We start from the raw sequence: 24,211 nt of genomic DNA, 5'->3' as shown, positions 1-24,211 counted from the left end.
CAAGAATGATTGATAAAAATATCGAACTTTTGAAAGTGTATCAACCGAATGAGGCGGAGGTCTTAACTCCTGCTTTAGTAGATGAAGCGATCAAAGTTTGTTTAGAAAAAATTGATAGTAACTTAGAGCAGTTGGGGGAACAATACCCAACGCCAGCAACATTCGATAATGACTATAAACCGATGGAAAATATCGAATGGACCAATGGTTTTTGGACTGGAATGTTGTGGCTCGCTTATGAATTTACTGGGGAAGAGAAATATAAAGTAGCTGCCGAAAAGAATGTGGATTCCTTCATTGAACGAATTGAACGATTAATCGAAGTTAATCACCACGACTTAGGCTTCCTTTATACTCCTTCTTGTGTCAGCGCTTATAAGCTAACAGGAAATGAGAAAGCAAAAGAAGCAGCCATTAAAGCTGCGGACCAACTCGCTTCAAGATATCAAGAAAAAGGAAACTTCATTCAAGCTTGGGGAGAATTAGGAGCACGTGATAACTACCGCTTAATCGTGGATTGCTTATTAAATATTCCTCTTCTATTCTGGGCAAGTAATGAAACTGGAGATAGCAAATATGAAGAAATGGCCAAAGCTCACTTCAAGACAACGTTGAAAAACGCTATTCGTCAAGATGCTTCTGCTTTCCACACTTTCTACTTTGATCCAGAAACAGGAGAACCTGCATATGGAAAAACAAGACAAGGGTATTCGGATGATTCTGCATGGGCAAGAGGGCAAGCGTGGTTAATTTATGGAATTGCACTTTGCAATGCGTATGCTCCGGCAGAAACTAATGTCGAATATTTCCAAGCCGTAACAAATTACTTCTTAAACCGTGTACCGGAAGACTTTGTATGTTATTGGGACTTAATCTTTGATGATACTTCGGGCCAACCAAGAGATACTTCCGCAGCTGCCATTGCAGTTTGTGGAATCCAACAAATGGCTAAAGAGCTTCCAAATAATGAAGCGATTAAAGAGTATGAAAAATGGGCAGACAGAATTCTATATAACCTAATCACCAAATATACGGATAAAAAAGGATCTACTATCGTTGCCTTATTAAATGAAGGAGTATATTCATGGCATTCAGGGAAGGGGGTTAACGAGGGAAATATTTGGGGTGATTACTTCTATCTAGAAGCGCTTATGCGTAAAAAGAAAGACTGGGAAATGTACTGGTAAAAAAGAAAAGAAAGGAATGAAAACATGGAAAACAAACCAAACATTAAAATGGTCAGAATTGACGAAAGACTTATCCATGGTCAAGGACAATTATGGATTAAGAGTTTAGGAGTTAACTTAGCCATTTGTGCAAATGATGCAGTGTCAACAGATGAATTACAACAAACATTAATGACAACTGTATTGCCAAAAGAAGTGAATGTACGTTTTTGGACGATTCAAAGAACTGCTGAAATTATTTGGAAAGCTGCCCCACACCAAACAATTTTTGTAGTGGTATCCAGTCCAGCGGATGCACTTCGCTTATGTGAACTAGGATTTCCGATGGAATATGTGAATGTAGGTAACATTCATGCAGCTCCTGGAAAGGATAAAGTATCACAATTCATTTATCTAGGAGAAGAAGACAAACAAGCACTTCGAACAATGAAAGAAAAATTCAATGTTCAATTCAATACAAAAACTTCTCCGGTTACAAATGACGGAGCACAAACTTTAGAAAAATTATTAGAAATGATTAGCTGAAAAGAGGGAGAACAATGGAAATTTCATTAATGCAAGGTATTTTGATTGGTCTAGTGACAGCATTCTGTTATTCAGGGATGTTACTAGGAATTTATACAAACAGAGCAATTGTTATGGCGTTTTTTGTAGGGTTAATTTTAGGAGATATTCCTACAGCATTAACATTCGGAGCTTTAGCTGAATTAGCTTATATGGGATTCGGGGTAGGTGCTGGTGGTACAGTTCCACCTAACCCAGTAGGACCTGGTATCGTAGGTACGATTATGGTAATTACATTAAAAGATCAAGGGATTACACCTGAAAATGCATTAGCACTTTCATTCCCATTTGCGGTATTATTCCAATTCGTTACAACATTCTTATACACATTCTTCGCTGGTAATCCAAAAATGGCTGAAAAAGCGATTGAAAATGGTCACTTTGGTAAATTTAAACTAATTGCACACTCAACTTATATCGGTTTAGCTGTTGCTGGTTTCATTATTGGTATCTTATCTGCACTAAGCCGTCCAGCATTAGAAGCATTTGTTAATGCTTTACCTAAATGGTTGATTAGTGGTTTCGGTGTAGCTGGTGGGTTAATTCCTGCAATCGGGTTTGCAATGATTTTATCTGTAATGTTGAAGAAAGAATTAACTCCATACGTAATCCTAGGTTATATCTGCGTGGCTTACTTAGAATTACCAACAATGGCTGTAGCATTAGTTGGTTCAGTATTTGCATTAATTGCTTACTACCAAAATTCTAATAAACAAGAAGTAGTTGTGGAAACAGTTCAAACTAGCGAAGTGGAGGATTTTAGCAATGGAATCTAAACAAAATAAATTAACGAAACGTGATTATTTTAGAACATCATTAAGATCATACATCTTACAAAATGGATTCAATTATAATACTTATCAAGGGGTCAGCTACTTAAACGTTATCTTACCTGGCTTAAAGAAGATTTATAAAGATGATCCAGAAAAATTAAAAGAAACTGCTAAAGCAAACTTGGAGTTCTATAACACAAGTCCACATTTAGTACCGTTTATTTCGAACTTACAATTAGCGATGTACGAAGATGGTCAAAGTATTGATTCTGTACGTAGTATTAAAATGGCTCTTATGGGTCCTTTAGCAGGGATTGGAGATTCTATCGCACAATTCGGTTTAGCGCCATTGTTCTCTACAATCTTTGCAGGTTTAGCTCTAGATGGTCTAGGATTTGCTCCAATGGGATATTGGTTGGCAATGTTATTAAGTATGTTTGCTATCAAAGTATTCATGGGATATCTTGGATATCGTTTAGGGACAAATGCTATTAAAACTTTAAGCGCTCAAATTAGCAAAATCTCTGAAGCAGCCAATATTGTTGGGGTAACTGTTATCTCTGCATTAGCAGCCTCATTTGTAAAAGCTAAAATTGCCATTCAATATGCGACAACTGTAAGTTCTGGTGAAGAACAAATCGTTTCTATCCAAAAAATCTTAGATAAAATGATGCCAAGATTATTACCAGTATTAATTACAGTATTAGTGTTCTATCTATTGAAGAAGAAAAAATGGAACACTTATCAATTATTAATTCTATTATTCGCAATTGGTATCTTAGCTTCTGTTCTAGGAATTTTAGCATAAGGTGATGAGATGTTTAGGAATCTAGAGACATATCAATCTAGATTTTGGTTAAAAGAAGAATTTCTAAAAAAGATAGGGAAAAGTTCAAGTGGGTTTCTGCTTGAACTTTTTTCTAGAGTAGATGCTTTAGTTGACCAGGATTTAGTCTACTATGATCATCAAATGGATATGGAAACGTGTTTTGAAAAATATTCATTTCATGAGTTTAAATGGCACCAAACGCCAAATGGAGATATGGAATGGATCTTCATGTTAAATCGGCAAGGATATCTGGTTGATTTAGCTGTGGCATTTTATCTAACAAAAGAAGAAAAATACTTGAAAAAGTGGAAGGAAATCGTTTTTGATTTTATTTTGGAAAATGAAAAACAGATTTCTCACCCAGAAGCTTCATGGAGAGTGTTGGATGCAGGCATCCGCTTAATGAATTGGGTGAAAAGTTTAACCTATTTTCCTCTATCAGAGTTTAGTGAGGAAGAAAAAAAGCAAATTCAGGAAGCGATGTCCTTGCATGCTAATTATATTTGTACTCATTTACAAGAGAAGCATCTTCTTAGTAACTGGGGAGTTCTTGCCGTCAGTGGTGTTCTTTCGTTCGTATATTTCTTTGATGAACAACCTGAGCTGTATTTGTGGGCTAAAGAAACACTTTTAAAGCAAGCCTCTCTTCAGTTTACAAAAAAGGGACTTCATTGGGAACAAAGTCCACTGTATCATCATCAAGTCGTCATGTGTTTTGCTTATTTATATCAGATTGCTTGTTACATGGGAGATGAGGATCAACACCTTTGGAAGGAAGTTTTGATAGAACCTGTTCGTGCGAGTTATTATTTATCGAATTCTAATCATATGCTTTTAGCGTTAAATGACAGCGATACGGTTGATTTTTCTTGGGTCCATTCCTACTATCATTTGCTCGGGTTTGAGAGTGAATGTCCAGAGTATACAATGGGAGTTTTATATTCAGGGAGAGCGTTTGATAAAAAACACAAAGTAAATTTCGAAGACTGGTTTTATGATGAAGTAGGCGGAATAGCGGTTGTAAAAAGTTCAGATATTTACTTCAGTCTGTTTTGTGGCCTTCATGGAAGCTCACATGGTCATGCATCCCACGGAGCAATCAGTCTAGAAATGGATGGAGTTCATTTTATGACACATCCCGGACGGTATACTTATACGGAATGTGAAAATCGAGTTCAATTTAAATCAGAACGGATGCAAAATACGGTTCTAGTAGAAGGCGGTCAGTATCCTTCTATCGAAAGTTCATGGGGATATCATTGGATTGCTAAACCTTTATCAATGCAGATGAAAAAGGAGGACGAACTCTATTATTTTGAAGCACAATGGAGTATTCCAATGAAAGATAATGAAACTTCTAATAGAGCTTATATTAGTCGAAAAATGATTTTGGATACGCAAGCTAAACTTTTATTGGTGATTGATGAAGAAGAAAGTGGACATGCTTTAGCCCAAAACTTTATCATCCCAACGAAACATTCGAATGATGTGTATTCCAGGTTCTGGACGAATGGAGAGATGGTTACAGAGGCTATCCAATATTCTAAACGATACAATTCGTTGGATGAAGGCATTCAATTAAAAATCAGAAATAAAAAAGATCCCATTTTTACATGTATTGCATTGGAACCTTATTCAGTGGAGAAGGAGAGCATCCCACGCCTAGATTGTCCAGGAGAAGAAAGAGGGACAAAAATAAAATGTAAAACCAAGAGTGGAGAGTTAACGATCTATTATTCTCCAGAAGATATTCATAATGGACTGAAATATCTAAAAGATTCAAATGGAAATATCGTTTATGGGAGAATGGTTGCTGAGAAAAATAATCAGATAAAAAGATTCAGATAAAAAGACTAGACTATGTATACAAACAAAGCCAGATTTATAAAGGAGAGAAAGGACATGTCAAGTGTATTAGATCAATTAAAAGAAAACTATATTTTTGCAGTTATCCGCGGTAAATCATCAGATGATGCGATTGAAATTTCAAAACATTCTGTATTAGGTGGAATTAAAAATATTGAAGTAACTTATACAACACCTGAGGCTTCTAAAGCAATTACTGAATTGAAAGCTCTTTATGCAAAAAAATCAGAAGTTGTCATTGGTGCTGGAACGATTATGACAGTAGAGTTGGCTAAAGAAGCAATTGCTGCTGGTGCGGAATTTTTAGTAAGTCCTCACTATGATGCACATATTCAAAAGGTAGCTCATGAAGCTCATATCGATTATTTCCCAGGATGCGCAACAACAACAGAAATCGTTCAAGCGATGAATGGAGGAGCAAAAATCATTAAATTATTCCCGGGTGGAGTTCTAGGGCCTTCATTCATTAAAGATATTCATGGCCCAATTCCAAATGTAAATTTAATGCCTTCAGGTGGCGTTTCTCTAGCAAATATTAAAGAGTGGAAAGAAAAAGGAGCCGTTGCAGTTGGTGTCGGAAGTGCTCTTAGTGCGAAAGTTGCAACAGAAGGGTATGAAAGTGTAACACGAATTGCCAAAGAATTTGTGAATGCTTTGGCTGATTAAATGGAGGTAATTCATCCTTCTTAAAGAATTCTATTTAAGAAAAGAGGAGACAAGATGAGAGTCATCACTTTAGGTGAAATTTTGTTAAGATTATCGACCGCAGATGATGTACGGTTAAAAAGTACAAAAGAGTTCAGAGCCTGCTATGGTGGAGCTGAAGCAAATGTAGGGATTTCCTTAGCGCACTTTGGCCATGACGTTTCTGTGGCAACGGTTCTACCGCAAGATAATCCTTTAAACGATGCTGTAAGTTCAAGATTACGAATGAATGGAATTGATACGAATCTAGTAGCGACAGAATATGGAAGATTAGGAACTTACTTTTTAGAACAAGGAAATGCAGGACGTGCTTCTCGTGTTACATACGACCGCTTATATTCTAGTATCTCCGTTTTAAATGAACTATGCTGGAATCTAGACGAAATCTTTATTGATACTGATTTGCTTCATATTTCAGGAATTCTACCAGCTCTTTCTAAGAAGTGGCAAGCTTGGGCGATTGAAGTCGTCCGTAAAGCGAAAGAATATGGATGCTATGTGAGTTTTGATATGAACTATCGTAGTAAGTTGTGGAGTTATGAGGAAGCCTATCCTTGTTTCCAACAAATCTTGCCTTATGTAGATATTTTATCTGCAGGGAGACTCGATGCGATTCATTTTCTCCAAGTTGTAACAGCTGAAGAAGACGTATCTCTTGAAGAAATCTATCGTCGCGTGAAAGAAAAATATGCGAATATCAAAGTGTTATATTCCACAAAAAGAAATGTTTTTTCAACCAATCACCATGAGTTACAAGGTTTTTATGTAGGAGAAGATAATAACTTTGTAGAGTCAAAAATCTATGATATTCAACCTGTAATTGATCGAGTTGGCGGTGGTGATGCTTTCGCCGCTGGGATTCTAAATGGAGTTCTAAAAGGTTGGGATAGCCAACAAATTGTCGATTTTGGAACAGCAAGTTCGGTATTAAAACATACGGTTTTTGGCGACTGGAATCCGTTTGACGAAAATGAAGTCTTTGAATTTATGAACCAAAAATCAGGACAGATTGTTCGTTAATTTAACAAAAGGTAAAAACACCAATGAAATTGCATTGGCGTTTGTTTGTATGATGTCAAAGGTATTCGAACCATCCTACTTCATTAATCACTGCTGTTAATTTAATTAGACGCTTTAGAGCCTCGAAAATAATACAGCTGAAACGGTACGAACTGTACCAGTGTTTTAGTTACCATGTAAGGTGTCACGAATCGCGTTGGTAATCGTAGTCGATTAACTAATTAAAAGACGACGAGGAGATGACAAAAAAATTATCACGAGAATGATTGGAATTTTTAATCTATTTAAGACAATAGCAGGAGATGCAGAAAAAGTGTCTATCAAAAATCATCAAGTTAGCATTGCCAGATAACTTAAAAAATCAACGGTTTGAGAAGGCGATTTGTCACCGGGAGAATATTGGGATTAAGAGTACGTATGCATTCATTGCCTTGCCTGACACGAATCTTAAAATTCGCGGCCACATCCAAACTCGTCATGAGGACATTTAAAAAAACTTTTTATTAGGGGCAGAATATCTTTAAAGTCGTAGTGCTTATCTCCATTTCGGAAATAGAGTTAGAAATTAACAAGTATGTCTTGAAAGTTTTCTACTCGAAAATAGATAGTTCTTCTTACAGTCAACATTTGTGGGAATCAGAAAAACAAGATTGTTTTTTATCTTAACAATATATATTCATCATTCAACAGATGATTTTTAAAAGTCGTCTGTTGATTTTTTGTTGCCTATTATAATAGATGAAACCTTTATTTAAATGGAGAAATAGCAACTTTAAAAAAGTTTGAAAATTTTTTAATTTAGGTATTTATTTTTTGTTTCACTTCTGATACAATGAATACATCAGATGAATTCACTGCAAAACGTCACATCATTTCTAAAATTAGAGATGATTTTATATTTACGCACTAATGTAAGCGAGTGCATAAAAGTCATCTAACAAAATCATCTGCAGACTTTAGAACTGATTTATTTTATGAAAGGAGAGCATATGGCTTTAACAAATGAAAGTCCATTCGTAGTATGTATCGATTCAGATGGCTGTGCGATGGACACAATGGATATTAAGCACATTCGATTCTTTGGCCCGCTAGCAGCGAAGTATTTCGAGATTCAAAATCAAGAAGTCTATTTAGAAGAATGGAATCGTGTTAACTTATTCTCTGAAACGAGAGGGATTAATCGCTTTAAAGGGTTACTACTTAGTCTCGAGTTTGCTAAAGAACACGGTGAAGCAATTGAAGACTTCTCAGTGTTTGCTAACTGGTGCAATCATACAACATCTCTTTCGAATCAATCATTAGAAGAGGAGATAGCTAAGCATAACGATGCTGTACTAGTAAAAGCACTCGATTGGAGTAAGGCTGTGAATCACGGCATTGAAACAGAACTTGTTGGCGAAGATAAACCTTTTGAAGGCGTGAAAAGTGCTTTAGAAGAAATTAGTATAGTAGCACAAATTGCAATTGTTTCTTCTGCGAATAGCGAAGCAGTTAATAGTGAATGGAAACGTCATGGGTTAATGTCATTTGTTTCAGAATTCTTCGGACAGGAACGAGGAAGTAAAGCAGCAGCAATTAAAGAAATCAAGTCTCTCGGATTTGAAAAAGAGAAAATCTTAATGGTTGGGGATGCTCCTGGGGATCTTGATGCTGCAAAAGTCAATGAAGTACATTTCTATCCAATATTATTTGGGAAAGAAAAAGAGTCATGGGCAACGTTAGTCACAAATATTCTTCCAGAATTTATTGACGGACAATACAATGACGAAGAGTATCAAGCAATTTATCATAAACATTTATCACAATTTAAAAATTAAAAATAAGGAGTTATTAACATGGAAAACACAGGGGTTCATAGAGCGAAAACGTGGCAAATGGCGTTGTTTGCTTTAAATAATACATCAACAAACTTATGGCTAGTTCTTTTGAACTTCGTAGCTTACTATTTAACAGGTTATGTTGGGGTAGCAGTAGTAATGGCTACTTCAGTAATGACTTTTATGCGTATTTGGGACGCAATTACTGACCCAATCGTTGGCTATATCGTAGATAAAACAGATGGAAAATTTGGTAAAAATCGTCCATTTATGGCACTTGGTAATATCGTGTTACTAATTACTACTTTCTTAATGTTCTTTACAACTCACCATTTATCAGAAGAATTTAGATTTATTTATTTCCTAGTGATTTATTTAATTTACATTATTGGGTATACATTACAAACAGTAGTAACTAAATCAGCTCAAAGTTGTTTAACAAATGACCCTAAACAACGTCCAACATTTGGTATTTATGATGGTATCTATAACGCAACATTATTCGCTTTAGTACCTGGTTTTGTTGCTCAACACTTAGTGCCAAAATATGGTGGTTTCACTGCTGAAATGTTCCAAGAATTATGGCTGTATATTGCTCCTGTAACAGTTATCTTCACTTGGTTAGCAATCTTTGCACTTAAAGATAAAGACCGTACAGAATTCTTTGGTACTGGCGAACCTGTTAAAGTTACCTTTAGAGACTACTGGGATGTACTAAAAAATAACCGAGCTATTCAAATGTTAGTAGTATCAGCATCAACAGATAAATTAGCAGCTATAGTTACTTCTAATGCTACAGTATCAGTTATTATCTTTGGTATTATTTGTGGAAACTATAAATTGTTTAATACATTTAACCAATATACATTGATTCCTAAGATTTTAATTATGATTCTTGGGGTTAAATTTATCGCTCAAAAACTTGGACAAAGAAAAGCACTATTATTAGGTTCATGGGCTGGTATTATCCTTTATGGATTATTATTTGGGTTATTCTATGTAGCGGATCCTTCAACATTCTCACTACCTGGAGCTGAAGGATTCACAGGATTATCATTCTTTACAATTGCATTCTTAGCATTATTTATCTTAGCACAAGGGGCAAATGGTTTAGCTGGTACAATGGTAATTCCTATGACAGCTGACTGTGCGGACTACGAAGTATATCGTTCAGGACGTTATGTACCTGGTTTAATGGGAACATTATTCAGTGCTGTTGATAAAATCGTTTCTTCATTCGGTTCTGCATTTGTTGGTATCCTATGTGCATCTATTGGATTTACTGAACAATTACCTCAGGTGGACACACCATTAACGCCAGAATTGAAATTTATCGGTTTGGTAATGTTCTGCGGGTTTATTATGTTCGGATACTTCTGTAATATTATCGCAATGAAATTCTATCCATTAAACAAAGAGAAAATGGAAGAAATTCAAAGTGAAATTGCTAGAATCAAAGCTGAGTCATTAGCAAAACAAAAAGCATAATTCATTAACGCTCCGTCATTATAGGAGGAAGTAAAATGGCAAGATTAGTAGATTTATCAAAAAAACCTTATAACTTGAATCCAAGTCAAATTGAATGGGTGGAGTCAACAATTAAAGGCATGACAGATGAAGAGAAAGTAGGACAATTATTTACAAACTTATTCTTCTTCGGAGGAGATGCTTTTAGTGGAAATAACTTAAGCAACAAAGAAATTCTTGAAAAATACCATATCGGTGGTGTCCGATATATGAACGGTAGCCCAGAAGATGTTCAAGGGTTGATTAATAATCTTCAATCTCAAACAAAAATTCCATTATTAGTGGCTGCAAACTGCGATTCAGGTGGTGACGGCGCCGTTAAAGGTGGTACTTATATTTCTTCTGGTGCGCAATCTGAAGCAAGTCGCGATCCTTGGGTTCCTTATCATGCAGGACTTGTATCTGCTCGTGAAGAGACTGCTCTTGGGGTAAACGTAAACTTTGACCCATGCGTGGACATTTTACAAAACTGGAGGAATACAATCGTTAATACTCGTGCGTACGGTACAACTGCTGAAGATGTCATTAAATATACGAACGCATACGTGGAAGGATTAAAAGCAGAACGTGAAGTAGTTTGTTGTGTGAAACACTTCCCTGGAGATGGAACTGAAGAACGTGACCAACACTTAATTTTAGGTGTGAATGAATTATCTGTAGAAGAGTGGGAAAATTCATTTGGTAAAGTGTATCGCAACCATATCGACAACGGTGTGGAAATGATTATGGCAGGACATATCGCATTGCCTGAATATCAAAAAGCACTTCGCCCATGTCTTGAAGATAAAGATGTAATGCCAGCAACACTTGCTGAAGAACTAATTCAAGATTTACTAAAAGAAAAACTAGACTTCAACGGAATGGTAATTACAGATGCAAGCCACATGTTAGGAATGACAAGTGCGATGCGGCGCGAGGACTATGTTCCAGGAGCAATTGCTGCAGGATGTGACATGTTCTTATTCTTCAACAATATGGAAGAAGACTTTAACTTCATGTTAAAAGGATATCACAATGGAGTCATTACTGAAGAACGTATGACAGACGCTCTTCGTCGTATTTTAGGATTGAAAGCAAAATTAAATCTTCCTGAAAAACAAGCAAACGGAACATTGTTAAAAGATAAGAAAGAGTTAGAAGTCATTGGTTGTGCTGAACACTTAGAGTGGCAAAAACAAGCAGCTGACCGCGGAATCACTCTTGTTAAAGATACGCAACAAAACTTACCGATTAATCCAGTGGATCATAAACGCGTACGCTTGTATTACTTAGATGGTGAAAAAGGTGGAATCATGGCTAATGATGATTCAGTTTTAAACCGCTTCGTAGATGAATTAACTAGTCGCGGATATGAAGTAATGGTTAATGATGGAAATAGTCGTATCAAAGGACGTACACTAGAGTATAGAGATACAGTTGATTTAGCGCTAGTGGTTGCAAACGTAATTGGTTATGGTGCACAAAATAACTACCGTATTCAATGGAAGACAGCTATGTCGAATGAAGTGCCTTGGTATGTACATGAAGCACCAACTGTATTTGTGTCTACAAACTTTACAACTCATTTACATGATGCAACAATGGTTAAAACATTTGTGAATGCATACCATGGGAATGAGAATACAGTCAAAGCTGTAATTGATAAACTTGAAGGGAAATCTGAATTCAAAGGAACTCCAAACGAGTTAGTGTGGACAGAAAAATGGCAAGCTAAATTATAGAAAGAGGGATGGTCGATGTTATATCCAGTTTTAAATGCAAAGAGAAAACGTTATTCGTTAGATGGGATTTGGAATTTTAAGCAAGGTGAATACGTCCCAGGATTGGATCCACGACTTTCTACTGAAGACTTAATGGTCGTACCAAGTTCATTTAATGATGTAGCAGTTGAATCTGAAAAAAGATATTTTATTGGAGATAACTGGTATGAGCGTACTTTTGCGGTTCCTTCTTTCGAATCAGATGAAGAATTAGTGCTTCGTTTTGGTTCTGTAACCCATCAAGCAAAAGTATATGTGAATGGTCAATTATTAGGAGAACATATCGGTGGGTTTACACCATTTGAAGTTCGTATTCCTGAAGAATTGACAAGAGAAAAAGAATTATTGATTAGTGTTTGTGCCAACAATATTTTAGATCATACAACTTTACCAGTCGGCAACTATTCTGAAGAAGTATTACCGGACGGTACTGTGAAGAAGAAAGTTTCAGAGAACTTCGACTTCTTTAACTATGCTGGGATTCAACGTCCTGTTCAATTATTAGTTCTTCCTAAAGCGCGTATTGAAGATATTGTAGTTACTTACGATGTTCATGAAAATGATGCGACTGTGAAGGTAGTGGTAGAGCATACTGCTAATGGTGGAACCGCAAAAGTAACACTTTTAGATGAAGATGGTGAAGTGGTAGCTAAGGGTGAGGCAGAGTCTGAACTTGAGATAGTCAATGTTCGTCGCTGGGAAGTATTAGATGCTTACCTTTATACAGCAAAAGTCGAGTTATTTGCTGGAGACGAGTTAGTAGATGAATATGAAGAACTATTTGGAGTTCGTACGGTTCGTGTTGAAAAAGGTCAGTTCTTAGTAAACGACAAACCGGTATACTTCAAAGGATTCGGGAAACACGAAGATAGTTATGTAAATGGTCGTGGTTTTAACGAAGCAGTAAACTTAATGGACTTGAATTTAATGAAGAATGTGGGAGCTAACTCATACAGAACGGCTCACTATCCATATTCAGAAGAGATGATGCGTTTATCAGACCGTATGGGATTCTTAGTGATAGATGAAGTTCCAGCAGTCGGTTTGTTTGCAAACTTTACTGCTGCACTAAGTATGAATAGCGGAGGAACTAAACCGATTAAGACATGGGAATTCTATCAAACAATGGAAAATCACAAACTTGCACTTAAAGAATTAGTGGCCCGTGATAAGAACCATGCATGTGTGGTTTTATGGAGTGTCGCGAACGAACCAGATGGTGCTGGTGAAGGTGCGGATAAATACTTCGAGCCTTTAGTCAAATATGTGAAAGAGTTAGATCCACAAAAACGTCCAACAACTGTTGTGAATATTATGATGGCAACACCAGAACAGGATTTAATTTCTCCATTGATTGATGTGCTTTGCTTGAATCGTTATTATGGTTGGTATCTTAACCATGGGGATATTGAAGGGGCACGCGTAGGGCTTCGTAAAGAGTTGAAGGAATGGCAAGAAAAATATCCAGACAAACCAATCATTATGACTGAGTATGGTGCAGATACTTTACCAGGCTATCATTCAAATTGGGATGTTCCATATACAGAAGAGTATCAAGAACGATTCCATCAAATGAGTCATGAAGTATTTGATGAACTCGAAAACTTTGTTGGTGAACATGTTTGGAACTTTGCGGATTTTGAAACAAACAGTTACGCATTAATTCGTATCCAAGGAAACCACAAAGGATTATTCACAAGGGATAGAAATCCAAAATCAATTGTGAAACTATTTAGAAATCGTTGGAATGCTATTCCAGACTATAACTACAAAAAATAGTAAGTACTTTTCGAAAGCTATTCTAATGGTTTGAGCTATAGAGTGAGAACTGTTAGAATAGGTTCGAAAAAGTGACGAATGGGGAATAGATATGAAAGAGAAAACTGTTTCTTTAGTGGAACAAACCGCAAATAGAATTGTCGAATATTTTGAAAAAAATGATTTAAAAGTCGGAGACAAGTTGCCGAATGAATATACATTGGCACAAGATTTAGAAGTGGGTCGTAGTACGTTACGTGAAGCAGTGAAAATGTTAGTTTCAAAGAATATCTTGGAAGTACGTCAAGGTTCTGGAACTTATATTACGAGTTTAACGGAGACTGTAATAGATCCATTAGGTTTTGGTGAAATCGATAATCATATGAAGTTGACACAAGACTTATTTGAAGTACGCTTCTTGATTGAGCCTCAGATGGCGAGTCTTGCCGCGCAGCATATTACGGATGAAGAAGTGGCTGTTCTAGAAAGGCTTGAAAAGGCCTTGGAAAAAGAAATTCATTCGGATGGAGATATTCACTTTAAACTGGATATTCAATTTCATAGTGCGATTGCTGAGGCTAGTCGTAATGTAGCGATGCAGCAACTGATTCCAATTATTATTCAATCGATTAAGTTGTATAATGATTTCTTTACAAGTGAGCAAAGCAAAGCAAATACGATTCGTGCTCATAGAGAAATTGTAAGAGCAATTAAAAATCGAGATGCTGTCGCTGCCAGAGACGCGATGTTACTGCATTTAGCAGATAATAGACGAACATTATCGTATGATTAAATCGTCTGATGAAATAGACGATATCAACCGAATATTGTCATTGACACCAAAAGTCATCTGATGTATCATAGATATAACAGATGACTTTTATTTTTTTACTAGAAGGAGAAAAAGCTTATGACAAGTGTATTAGAACAATTAAAACAGAACTATATTTTTGCAGTTATTCGGGGGAAATCATCAGATGACGCAATTGAAATTTCAAAACACTCAGTATTGGGTGGCATTAAAAATATTGAAGTAACTTATACAACACCTGAGGCTTCTAAAGCAATTGCTGAATTGAAAGCTTTTTATGCAAAAAATTCAGAAGTAGTGATTGGTGCTGGAACGATTATGACAGTTGAATTAGCTAAAGAAGCTATTGCTGCTGGAGCAGAGTTTTTAGTAAGTCCTCATTATGATGCGCATATTCAAAAAGTCGCTCATGATGCTCATATCGATTACTTCCCAGGTTGTGCAACTACGACAGAAATCGTGCAAGCGATGAATGGTGGAGCAAAAATCATCAAACTATTCCCTGGTGGAGTTTTAGGACCTTCATTTATTAAAGATATTCATGGCCCAATCCCAAATGTTAACTTAATGCCTTCAGGTGGCGTATCTCTTGCAAACATTAAAGAGTGGAAAGAAAAAGGTGCTGTTGCAGTCGGTGTCGGAAGCGCTCTTGGTGCAAAAGTGGCAACAGAAGGATATGAAAGTGTAACACGCATTGCTAAAGAATTCGTCAGTGCGTTGGAGGACTAATTATGACTTTTAATCGTAAAAATTTTTTACTACAAAGTAAGGTTGCGGAAGACTTATATAGAGTAGTGGAACATCTTCCAATTGAAGATTTCCACTGTCACTTATCTCCTCAAGAAATTTTTGAGGATAAACCATTTGAGAATGCCGTACAAGTATGGCTTGGCGGAGATCACTATAAATGGCGCCTAATGCGTGCAAATGGTGTGAGTGAACGTTTGATTACAGGGGACGCAACTCCTGAAGAAAAATTCGAAGCATGGGCTAAAACGTTGGCTAAGGCATTTGGAAATCCTTTATATCACTGGAGTCATTTAGAATTGAAACAAGTTTTTGGTATTGATGACTATGTGACGCCTGATAATTGGAAAGAGATTTATGACCGTATGAATCAAACCATTGCAGAAGAACAACTGAGTCCAAGAAAATTGATTAAACGTGCAAACGTGGAATTCATTGGAACAACTGACAATCCACTTGATTCGCTCGAATGGCATCAAAAGATTGCAGAAGATACGGCTTTCGATACAGTTGTTGCACCAACATTCCGTCCGGATGAAGCCTTTGTGTCACATCCAAAATTCGCTAACTTTGTGACTAGATTACAAGAAGTAACTGGCGTAGAAGTTGGTTCGTTTGATAGCTTTGTGGAAGCTTTGGAACAACGTATCGAATTCTTTGTGGCAAACGGATGTAAAGCAAGTGATATTAGTTTTGGAGAAATCTTGTATAAGAGAGCTTCAAAAGAAGAACTAGATGCAATTTTTGCAAAAGTGATTCGTGGAGAAGTACCTACTCTTGAAGAAATCCAACAATGGCAAACAGAAGTGTTTATTGCCTTATGTGGGTTGTACAAGAAACACCATCTAGTGACACAAGTTCACTTTGGTGCAGTTCGAGATACAAACCGTAAGTACTTTGAGGAAATTGGTGTAGATGCAGGATTTGATTCAACAGGAGATCAAACGCATCTAGCACTGGCTTTAAACCAATTATTAAATGCATTAGAAGAATCGAATCGTCTTCCAAAATGTATTTTCTATAACTTAAATCCATCGTACAACGACATTTTGGCCAATACGCTCGCCAACTTCCAAGCAAACGAAGAAGGAATTAAAGGACGTTTACAATTTGGTGCAGCTTGGTGGTTCTCGGATACTGAAAAAGGAATGAGAGAACAAATGCTAGTACTAGCAAATCAAAGCTTATTATGGAATTTTGTAGGAATGTTAACTGACTCAAGAAGCTTCCTATCGTATCAAAGACATGATTACTTCCGTCGAATTCTTGTTTCACTTGTAACGGAATGGATTGAAAGTGGTCGAATCCCTTATGATGAAAAATTAATTACAGAGTTCTTAGAAGCCATTTGCTATAAAAATGCTAAAGAATTTTTTGGATTGAACTAAAGGAGGAATAAAAATGGAAATGACATTCCGTTGGTACGGACATGATGATCAGGTAACTCTAGAGAATATTAGACAAATCCCTGGTATGAAAGGGATTGTAACAGCGATTTATGATGTTCCAGTTGGAGAAGTGTGGAGTCGTGAACGTATTCGTCAATTAAAACAAGATGTTGAAGCTTCAGGATTAAAATTGTCTGTTATTGAAAGTGTTCCAGTTCATGAAGATATTAAACTTGGAAAATCGACAAGAGATCAATTGATAGATAACTATATTCAAACAATTAAAAACTTAGGAGCAGAAGGAGTTAACGTCGTATGTTATAACTTCATGCCGGTATTTGACTGGACACGAACTGACCTAGCGTATGATCTTCCAGATGGTTCTAATGCATTAATCTTCGATGAAGAAGTGGCTAAGAAAATGGATCCAGTAAAAGGGGAATTATCACTGCCAGGTTGGGATTCAAGTTATACAAAAGATGAAATGAAAGCTATCATGGATGAGTATTCTAAAGTAGACGAAGAAAAACTTTGGGAACATTTAGAGTACTTCATTAAACGTGTCATTCCAGCAGCAGAAGAAGCTGGTGTGAAAATGGCAATCCATCCTGATGATCCACCTTATAGCATCTTTGGATTACCTCGTATTATTACTTGCAAAGAAAATCTTGTAAGATTTGTAGAATTATACGATAGCCCAAATAATGGGGTAACTGTTTGTGTAGGTTCATATGCTTCTGATCCAAACAACGATGCTGTTGAAATGTTAAAAGAAATGTTGAAACGTAATCGTGTAAACTTTATGCATGCTCGTAACATTCGTTTAACAGGAAAAGGCAAATCATTCGAAGAATCAGCACACCCAACAGAATACGGTTCAATTGATATGTATGAAGTGGTTAAAGCTCTTCATGATGCAAACTGGGAAGGCCCAATCCGTCCGGACCATGGTCGTATGATTTGGGGAGAAACAGGTCGCCCAGGATATGGATTATTTGACCGAGCTCTAGGTGCTACTTACCTTCACGGTTTAGCTGAAGCCGTAGCTAAAAATGCAAAACAATAGGAGAAAAAACATGACACAATTTTTTGATTTTACAAATAAAGTCGTAGTCATTACCGGTGCCGGTGGAGTAATTTGCGGTGAACTCGCAAAAAGCTTTGGTAAACAAGGCGCAAAGGTAGCTTTACTAGACTTAAACCAAGAAGCTGCACAAAAATTTGCAGATGAAATTATTGCTGAAGGCGGTATCGCAAAAGCATATAAAACGAACGTACTTGAAAAAGAATCATTAGAAGCTGTTCGCGAAGCGGTGAATAAGGATCTTGGTACCGTAGATGTTTTAGTAAACGGTGCTGGAGGAAATAACCCACGTGCAACAACAGATAATGAGTTCCATGAAGTTGGATTAAGTGCCGAAACAAAAACATTCTTTGACTTAGATAAAGCAGGAATTGAATTTGTATTCAACTTAAACTATTTAGGTACATTATTACCAACACAAGTTTTTGCACAAGATATGGTTGGAAAAGAAGGAGCAAACATCATCAATATTTCAAGTATGAATGCATTCACTCCTTTAACAAAAATTCCAGCGTATTCAGGAGCAAAAGCAGCGATCAGTAACTTCACTCAATGGTTAGCGGTTCACTTCTCTAAAGTAGGAATCCGTTGCAACGCGATTGCCCCAGGATTCTTAGTTACTGCTCAAAATGAAAGACTACTATTTGATGAAAATGGAAATCCAACTCCGCGTGCGGATAAAATTTTACGCAATACACCAATGGGACGCTTTGGTGAATCAAATGAATTAGTAGGGGGAGTATTCTTCCTTGCAGATTCAACTCTTTCAAGCTTTGTTAATGGCGTAGTTTTACCAATTGATGGTGGTTTCGCAGCTTATTCTGGAGTATAATTAAAGAACATAAAAGGAATCGAAGTGAGAGCTTCGATTCTTTATCTATCAATTGAAAATTGGAGAAGAGATATAGAGATGAAAGTAATAACTCTAGGTGAAATTTTATTAAGATTATCGACCGCAGCAGATGTACGGTTAAAGAGTACAAAAGAGTTTAGGGTGTGCTATGGTGGAGCTGAAGCAAATGTTGGAATTTCGTTAGCTCACTTTGGTCATAATGTCTCGGTAGCAACAGTTCTACCTCAAGATAACCCTTTAAACGACGCTGTCAGTTCCAGATTACGAATGAATGGAATCAATACAGATTTGGTTGCGACAGAATATGGAAGATTAGGAACATACTTTTTAGAGCAGGGGAATGCAGGACGTGCTTCTCGCGTTACATATGATCGTTTATACTCTAGTATCTCTGTTGTGAACGAACTCTGCTGGAATCTAGATAAAATTTTCAAAGGTGTGGATTTGTTGCATATTTCTGGAATTTTGCCAGCACTTTCGAAGAAATGGCAATCATGGACCGTTGAAGTCGTTTGTAAGGCAAAAGAATATGGATGTCGTGTAAGTTTTGATATGAACTACCGTAGTAAGCTTTGGAGTTATGAGGAAGCCTATCCTTGTTTCCAACAAATTTTACCGTATGTAGATATTCTTTCTGCAGGTAGATTAGATGCGATTCATTTCTTGAAAGTTGCATCAGAAGACGAAAATGTTTCCCTAGAAGAAATTTACAAACGAATTCAAGCAAAATATCCAAATATTAAAGTGTTGTATTCAACAAAACGAAATGTCATTTCAACAAATCATAACGAATTACAAGGATTTTTCGTAGGTGAAGATGGAGCATTCGTAGAGTCTAAACTATATGACATTAATCCAATCATCGACCGAGTAGGTGGAGGAGATGCCTTTGCTGCAGGAATTCTAAACGGCGTTCTAAAAGGGTGGGATAGCCAACAAATTGTTGACTTTGGAACTGCAAGTTCAGTCTTAAAACATACTGTTTTTGGAGACTGGAATCCATTCAATGAAGATGAAGTCTTTGAATTTATGAACCAAAAATCGGGACAAATTGTCCGTTAAATTGATATAACAACAATTAGACGTCAGTGTTTATCTCTGACGTCTTTTCATTTGGGCTTATCAAGCGCGAGGAAAACTGTTAAAATAGTGGAGAATAAGCAGTAGAAAGGGAATCGCCATGGTTAAAAATTCTGTATGGATCCAACAAGAAATTGAGGGAGTGAAGCTATATGTTTATCGTTCCAATGTCAAAGATGCTACGACCATTTATTTTTTAGATGGAGATCAATTCGAAGAACCTTTTAATCATTGGATTCGCAAACATCAACCTGCACTCAATTTTGTACTCATAAATGCAAATAATCGAACAGATGATTATACACCGTGGCCTCTCCAGGCGTCAGAAAGCATGCCGATGGATTTCGGTGGGAAAGCTGCAGAACATCTTTCGTTTTTCGCAACACATGTTATTCCATTTTGTGAGAGTAAATATGCTTTTGCCTCAAGCGAAGAAAAGAGAGTTATCGGTGGTTATTCGCTAGGTGGATTATTCAGCCTGTACGCAGCGGTGAACACTAATTTATTTGGGACCGCCCTCAGCTGTTCTTCATCGCTGTGGTTTCCTGATTTTCTGGACTATTTAAAAGAACATCCTTTTAAAGCCGCTCATCCAAAATTATACATGAGTGTGGGAGACCAAGAAGGAACGACTGCGACGAATTTAACAGCAGACCAAACTCTAAATACGATAGCATTAAAAGATTTTTATGAGCCGAAATTTCAAGCAGGTGATTTCCAGTTTACGTTGGAAGTGGGAAATCATGGAAATGATATTCCAGGACGTGCCTGGCGTGCTATTGAATGGGTAGAAGAGAATTGTAGATAATGAACAAAAAATCCACTGGTTTAACCAGTGGATTTTTTTCTAGCGGTGTCAAAGGGTCTCGAACCCCCGACCTAGCGTTTAGGAAACGCTTGCTCTATCCAACTGAGCTATGACACCCTGATACATTTATTGAACCACAGAACCTGCAATCTGTCCATACACAGTCACTTTTTCTTAACAAAATGAGGAATGACAATCTTCATCCGCAAAGCAGATTTAAATAATAAAACTCAATTATGTCTTTAAACAAGAAGGTTTAGAGACCACAGATTTTATGAAAAAAGATGGAGTCCCTTGGGATTCTATGGTGGGAGTAAGAGCGTTTCGTAACTGATGCGAATATGAGACTCTAGGAATTTATTCCGTAGAGACTCATTGAGGCTCAGTAGGTGAGAGACATCGGCTCGAACCGGTAAAGCTCTTATCCCTACCATGAAGATATCCCAAAGGGACGGAATCTAAAGTTTTTAATAGCAATGAATTTAATCTCTAAATCTTCGGTTTATGTATAAAAAAACCGCCAAAAAATTTTGGCAGTTTTTAAGGTTTATTTAGTTTGCTGATTGACGGCGTGAAGATTGCCAATGCGAATACAGACGGAAAATCGAATCGACCGTAAAGATAGCAAGTGCAATCATCCCGGCAGTAATCATTGTTTGACCGAAGAAGAATTTTCCTTTTTCAACATCTCCTACAAAGAAGGCGTATACGGTACGATACATGCCTGCACCAGGAACGAGTGGGAAAAATCCAGGGATAAAGAATACCGTTACGGGAGCTTTAAAATAGCGTGCTGCTAAGTGCGATAAAAACGCAATTGTAAGGCCGCTATAGTAAGTAGCTAGTTGTAATCCAGAACTATCCAAGAAGAAGAGATATACAAACCAACCAATGCCTCCAATAATCGAAATATGAATGAGGAGTCGTTTTGGTGCTTCAAAGACAATACAACTGAAGTAGACAGCGATGAGAGCACTAATCACTTGATAAATCATAAGGGATTTGCACCTCCTGCTAAGACGAGTCCCAAAGCAACAGCAATAGCGACGGAAAGAGCCGTCACAAACGCTTCAATTGCCCGGGCTGCTCCTGAGTTGTAGTCTCCGCGTAATGTATCGCGAATGGCATTTGTAATGGCGGTTCCAGGAACGGCCGGCATGATTAATCCTACAATGGAGATGCCGATTCGAGCGTCCGGAACGAAATGTTTCTGAATCAAAATGATAATGACAATCGCAGGAATAATCGAGATGAGGTTCAACACGAATGTTCCTAATTTTAATTTCGGATCTAACTTATAAACAAATGGCATGATAATCGCTGCTACGGATGCAATGACGAGTTCAATTGGCGTTGCTCCAAATAGAGCAGCGTAGAACCCACACATCAGAATAAGGCCTAAGTCTTTTAACCACTGTGGATATTCGGATTCTTTTAAATCTTGTAATCGTTGATAAGCCGTATCAAGGTCGATTTCTTTTGTCACTAATTGACGAGAAATGGCGTTAACTTTATAGATACGATTTAAATTTGTGTCACGATTTGGAACACGGCGGATTTCTGTAATAGAATCGATGCAGTCATCATCGAGCGTTGCAAAGATTCCAGTCGCCATTGCGAAGGCTTCGCAAGTTTCAAAGTTTGAAGTGGAGAGAATATAGTTCATTGTTTCTTCCACGCGATACGATTCCGCATTGCATTCAAGCATGATTTGACCAGCCAGAATAGCGGTATCCATTAATTTTTTTGCATATGATCGCACAAAGCCTTCCTCCTTACTAAAACACTCTCTAAGTATAGCATACTAGCGGTGTTTTGCTAAGTAGAAATTTTTATGAAATGAAACTGTACTATTTTCATATTGCTTACAAATTAGTACAGCTGTTTTTTTGATGATTGTTTTAACATTGTACTGTTTTTTTAAAAGTATTTAGTGTATTATTAAGATAGCAAATTTTTGGAGGGATATCCGTGGAATTATTTGAAGAATTATCACTTAAATTGAAAGGGAAAGACGTTAAAATCGTATTTCCAGAAGGAGATGAACCAAGAATTATCGGTGCAGCAGTTCGTTTATTAGCTGATGGACTTTGCCAACCAATCTTACTTGGAAATGTAGATGCTATTAATGAAGTAGCAGAAGCTCGTGGATTTAACATTTCTCATTTAGAAATTATCGATCCTGAAACTTATGCGGACGATAAATATGCTGAAATGGTAGCAAGTTTTGTAGCACGTCGTAACGGTAAAGTATCTGAAGAAGATGCGCAAAAATTATTACGTGACGTAACTTACTTCGGAACAATGATGGTATACATGGGCTTAGCAGACGGATTAGTATCTGGTGCGGTTCACTCAACAGGGGACACTGTACGTCCAGCATTACAAATCATCAAAACAAAACCAGGAGTATCTCGTACAAGTGGTGCGTTCATTATGATCAACAGCGACAAATCTAAGAAATACTTATTCTCAGACTGCGCAATCAACATTAACCCTAACGCACAAGAATTAGCTGAAATCGCAGTAGAATCTGCTAAAACAGCTGAATTATTCGGTATTGAACCAAACGTTGCAATGTTAAGTTTCTCAACTAAAGGTTCTGCTAAATCTGAAGAAGCATTAAAAGTAGCTGAAGCAACTAAAATCGCTCAAGAATTAGCTCCAAACTACAACATCGACGGAGAATTACAATTCGATGCTGCATTCGTACCAAGCGTTGGTAAACAAAAAGCTCCAGACTCACCAGTAGCTGGACAAGCAACTGTATTCGTATTCCCAGAAATCCAATCAGGTAACATCGGATACAAAATTGCACAACGTTTCGGTAACTTCGAAGCAATCGGACCAATCTTACAAGGATTAAACAAACCAATCTCTGACTTATCACGTGGATGTAACGAAGAAGACGTCTACAAACTAGCTATTATCACAGCTAACCAAGCGTTGATGGAAAACTAAGGTGCGACAAAGCGCGCTCAAAAGCGATGACGGTTCGAACTTTGCCGTAAGCGACTAGTATAGTCGTGCGGACAAAGTGAGAAAGGCTTGAGCTTTTGCACTTTGGAGCCCGATTTCAAGAGAAAGACAGAAGACAAAAACGACTCGCATCGCGAGTCGTTTTTCTATTTATATAGGCTTATTAGATATTCCCGAATCACAGGTGATGAAGAGAACATCAATAAGCTACTGAGCGGTGCGAGACTTCGCGATTTCTGCGATGGCGAACTCAACTACATAAAAGAAGATAGAATATTTCTAAAGCACAAAAAAAGCAGGTTTAAAACCTGCTTTTTTACTTAAAACGATTATTCACCTTCAGGAAGTACAAATGATAAAACTGCGTATGCTAAAGCTCCAGTTCCTGCAGCTAAGACAGATATTGCCCAGCCGATACGAACTAATGAAACATCGATACCATAGTAATCAGCTACACCAGCACAAACTCCCATAATTTTCTTTTCTTTTACATTACGTGTTAAACGTTTTTCCAAATGAAATCACTCCTAATTGTTAAGATTATATTAAATGTATCGTAGGCTATTTATGGAAGACAATTAGTTTTACTACATTTCACGGAAAGAACTAGATTCTTTCAAAAACAGATATGAATTTTCGGTGAATTTCACAAAAT

Annotated in this window: 23 protein-coding genes and 1 tRNA gene; 20 read left to right on the top strand and 4 right to left on the bottom strand. The window is 37.1% G+C overall.

Going from position 1 to position 24,211, the window contains the following annotated elements; translation table 11 throughout:
* The first annotated feature begins 5 nt into the window (after positions 1–5).
* From ADH99_RS00490 to ADH99_RS00405, 19 genes are all read left to right on the top strand, one after another.
* A complete protein-coding gene (locus tag ADH99_RS00490) occupies positions 6–1,187 on the top strand; it encodes a glycoside hydrolase family 88 protein (RefSeq protein ID WP_049554427.1) in 1,182 nt (393 codons plus the stop codon).
* 24 nt (positions 1,188–1,211) lie between these two features.
* Positions 1,212–1,712 carry a PTS system mannose/fructose/N-acetylgalactosamine-transporter subunit IIB gene (locus ADH99_RS00485; protein ID WP_049554428.1) on the top strand — a complete coding sequence of 167 codons (501 nt, stop codon included), beginning with the start codon at positions 1,212–1,214 and terminating at the stop codon, positions 1,710–1,712.
* Between the two features lie 14 nt (positions 1,713–1,726).
* Entirely contained in the window at positions 1,727–2,527 is an 801-nt protein-coding gene (locus ADH99_RS00480; protein WP_005605771.1) for a PTS mannose/fructose/sorbose/N-acetylgalactosamine transporter subunit IIC, read from the top strand.
* Positions 2,517–3,332, top strand: a complete 816-nt coding sequence (locus ADH99_RS00475) for a PTS system mannose/fructose/sorbose family transporter subunit IID (RefSeq protein WP_005605769.1) — start codon at positions 2,517–2,519, stop codon at positions 3,330–3,332. Before ADH99_RS00480 ends, ADH99_RS00475 begins: the two co-directional genes overlap by 11 nt.
* Positions 3,333–3,341: 9 nt before the next feature.
* Entirely contained in the window at positions 3,342–5,201 is a 1,860-nt protein-coding gene (locus ADH99_RS00470; protein ID WP_049554429.1) for a heparinase II/III family protein, read from the top strand.
* Between the two features lie 54 nt (positions 5,202–5,255).
* Positions 5,256–5,885 (top strand): bifunctional 4-hydroxy-2-oxoglutarate aldolase/2-dehydro-3-deoxy-phosphogluconate aldolase, encoded by a 630-nt coding sequence (locus ADH99_RS00465; RefSeq protein WP_053091339.1) that lies wholly within the window; start codon positions 5,256–5,258, stop codon positions 5,883–5,885.
* A 54-nt stretch (positions 5,886–5,939) separates the two neighbouring features.
* Positions 5,940–6,944 carry a sugar kinase gene (locus tag ADH99_RS00460; RefSeq protein WP_049554431.1) on the top strand — a complete coding sequence of 335 codons (1,005 nt, stop codon included), beginning with the start codon at positions 5,940–5,942 and terminating at the stop codon, positions 6,942–6,944.
* 302 nt (positions 6,945–7,246) lie between these two features.
* Positions 7,247–7,435, top strand: coding sequence for a hypothetical protein (locus tag ADH99_RS10395; RefSeq protein ID WP_152903664.1), 189 nt, complete (start codon positions 7,247–7,249; stop codon positions 7,433–7,435).
* A gap of 498 nt (positions 7,436–7,933) precedes the next feature.
* Positions 7,934–8,761: an HAD family hydrolase gene (locus ADH99_RS00455; protein WP_065427277.1), complete on the top strand. Its 828-nt coding sequence runs from the start codon at positions 7,934–7,936 to the stop codon at positions 8,759–8,761.
* An 18-nt stretch (positions 8,762–8,779) separates the two neighbouring features.
* Positions 8,780–10,249 (top strand): MFS transporter, encoded by a 1,470-nt coding sequence (locus tag ADH99_RS00450; RefSeq protein ID WP_049554433.1) that lies wholly within the window; start codon positions 8,780–8,782, stop codon positions 10,247–10,249.
* A 35-nt stretch (positions 10,250–10,284) separates the two neighbouring features.
* The gene (locus ADH99_RS00445) at positions 10,285–12,009 is read left to right on the top strand and encodes a glycoside hydrolase family 3 protein (RefSeq protein WP_049554434.1); all 1,725 of its coding nucleotides are present in this window, start codon (positions 10,285–10,287) and stop codon (positions 12,007–12,009) included.
* 15 nt (positions 12,010–12,024) lie between these two features.
* Positions 12,025–13,827, top strand: a complete 1,803-nt coding sequence (gene uidA / locus ADH99_RS00440) for a beta-glucuronidase (protein ID WP_049554435.1) — start codon at positions 12,025–12,027, stop codon at positions 13,825–13,827.
* A gap of 91 nt (positions 13,828–13,918) precedes the next feature.
* Positions 13,919–14,599 (top strand): FadR/GntR family transcriptional regulator, encoded by a 681-nt coding sequence (locus ADH99_RS00435; RefSeq protein WP_049554436.1) that lies wholly within the window; start codon positions 13,919–13,921, stop codon positions 14,597–14,599.
* Between the two features lie 117 nt (positions 14,600–14,716).
* Complete coding sequence (locus tag ADH99_RS00430; RefSeq protein WP_049554437.1) at positions 14,717–15,346, top strand: bifunctional 4-hydroxy-2-oxoglutarate aldolase/2-dehydro-3-deoxy-phosphogluconate aldolase; 630 nt, start codon at positions 14,717–14,719, stop codon at positions 15,344–15,346.
* A 2-nt stretch (positions 15,347–15,348) separates the two neighbouring features.
* Positions 15,349–16,752, top strand: a complete 1,404-nt coding sequence (uxaC, locus tag ADH99_RS00425; RefSeq protein ID WP_049554438.1) for a glucuronate isomerase — start codon at positions 15,349–15,351, stop codon at positions 16,750–16,752.
* Between the two features lie 13 nt (positions 16,753–16,765).
* Positions 16,766–17,818, top strand: coding sequence for a mannonate dehydratase (gene uxuA, locus ADH99_RS00420; RefSeq protein ID WP_049554439.1), 1,053 nt, complete (start codon positions 16,766–16,768; stop codon positions 17,816–17,818).
* Between the two features lie 10 nt (positions 17,819–17,828).
* Positions 17,829–18,668, top strand: a complete 840-nt coding sequence (locus ADH99_RS00415; protein ID WP_049554440.1) for an SDR family oxidoreductase — start codon at positions 17,829–17,831, stop codon at positions 18,666–18,668.
* 78 nt (positions 18,669–18,746) lie between these two features.
* Positions 18,747–19,751 carry a sugar kinase gene (locus ADH99_RS00410; protein ID WP_049554441.1) on the top strand — a complete coding sequence of 335 codons (1,005 nt, stop codon included), beginning with the start codon at positions 18,747–18,749 and terminating at the stop codon, positions 19,749–19,751.
* 118 nt (positions 19,752–19,869) lie between these two features.
* Positions 19,870–20,577 (top strand): alpha/beta hydrolase, encoded by a 708-nt coding sequence (locus ADH99_RS00405; protein ID WP_049554442.1) that lies wholly within the window; start codon positions 19,870–19,872, stop codon positions 20,575–20,577.
* A gap of 43 nt (positions 20,578–20,620) precedes the next feature.
* Here the strand turns inward: ADH99_RS00405 and ADH99_RS00400 are convergent.
* From ADH99_RS00400 to ADH99_RS00390, 3 genes are all read right to left on the bottom strand, one after another.
* Positions 20,621–20,694: transfer RNA gene (locus ADH99_RS00400), tRNA-Arg, on the bottom strand.
* Between the two features lie 434 nt (positions 20,695–21,128).
* Positions 21,129–21,572 carry a threonine/serine exporter family protein gene (locus ADH99_RS00395; protein WP_005605748.1) on the bottom strand — a complete coding sequence of 148 codons (444 nt, stop codon included), beginning with the start codon at positions 21,570–21,572 and terminating at the stop codon, positions 21,129–21,131.
* Positions 21,569–22,339 carry a threonine/serine ThrE exporter family protein gene (locus tag ADH99_RS00390; protein ID WP_049554443.1) on the bottom strand — a complete coding sequence of 257 codons (771 nt, stop codon included), beginning with the start codon at positions 22,337–22,339 and terminating at the stop codon, positions 21,569–21,571. Before ADH99_RS00390 ends, ADH99_RS00395 begins: the two co-directional genes overlap by 4 nt.
* A 209-nt stretch (positions 22,340–22,548) precedes the next feature.
* Here ADH99_RS00390 and pta point away from each other — a divergent pair, with 209 nt between their 5' ends.
* Positions 22,549–23,538, top strand: coding sequence for a phosphate acetyltransferase (gene pta, locus ADH99_RS00385; protein ID WP_049554444.1), 990 nt, complete (start codon positions 22,549–22,551; stop codon positions 23,536–23,538).
* 347 nt (positions 23,539–23,885) lie between these two features.
* On the opposite strand, the gene ADH99_RS00380 is transcribed toward pta, so the two are convergent.
* Positions 23,886–24,071: a PspC domain-containing protein gene (locus ADH99_RS00380; protein ID WP_005605744.1), complete on the bottom strand. Its 186-nt coding sequence runs from the start codon at positions 24,069–24,071 to the stop codon at positions 23,886–23,888.
* Between the last annotated feature and the right edge of the window lie 140 nt (positions 24,072–24,211).

The sequence above is a fragment of the Granulicatella sp. 572.rep1_STHE genome, from assembly GCF_001073445.1.
In the GTDB taxonomy this organism is placed as follows: Bacteria; Bacillota; Bacilli; order Lactobacillales; family Aerococcaceae; genus Granulicatella; species Granulicatella adiacens.
This window is presented reverse-complemented; position numbering and strand designations above follow the sequence as displayed.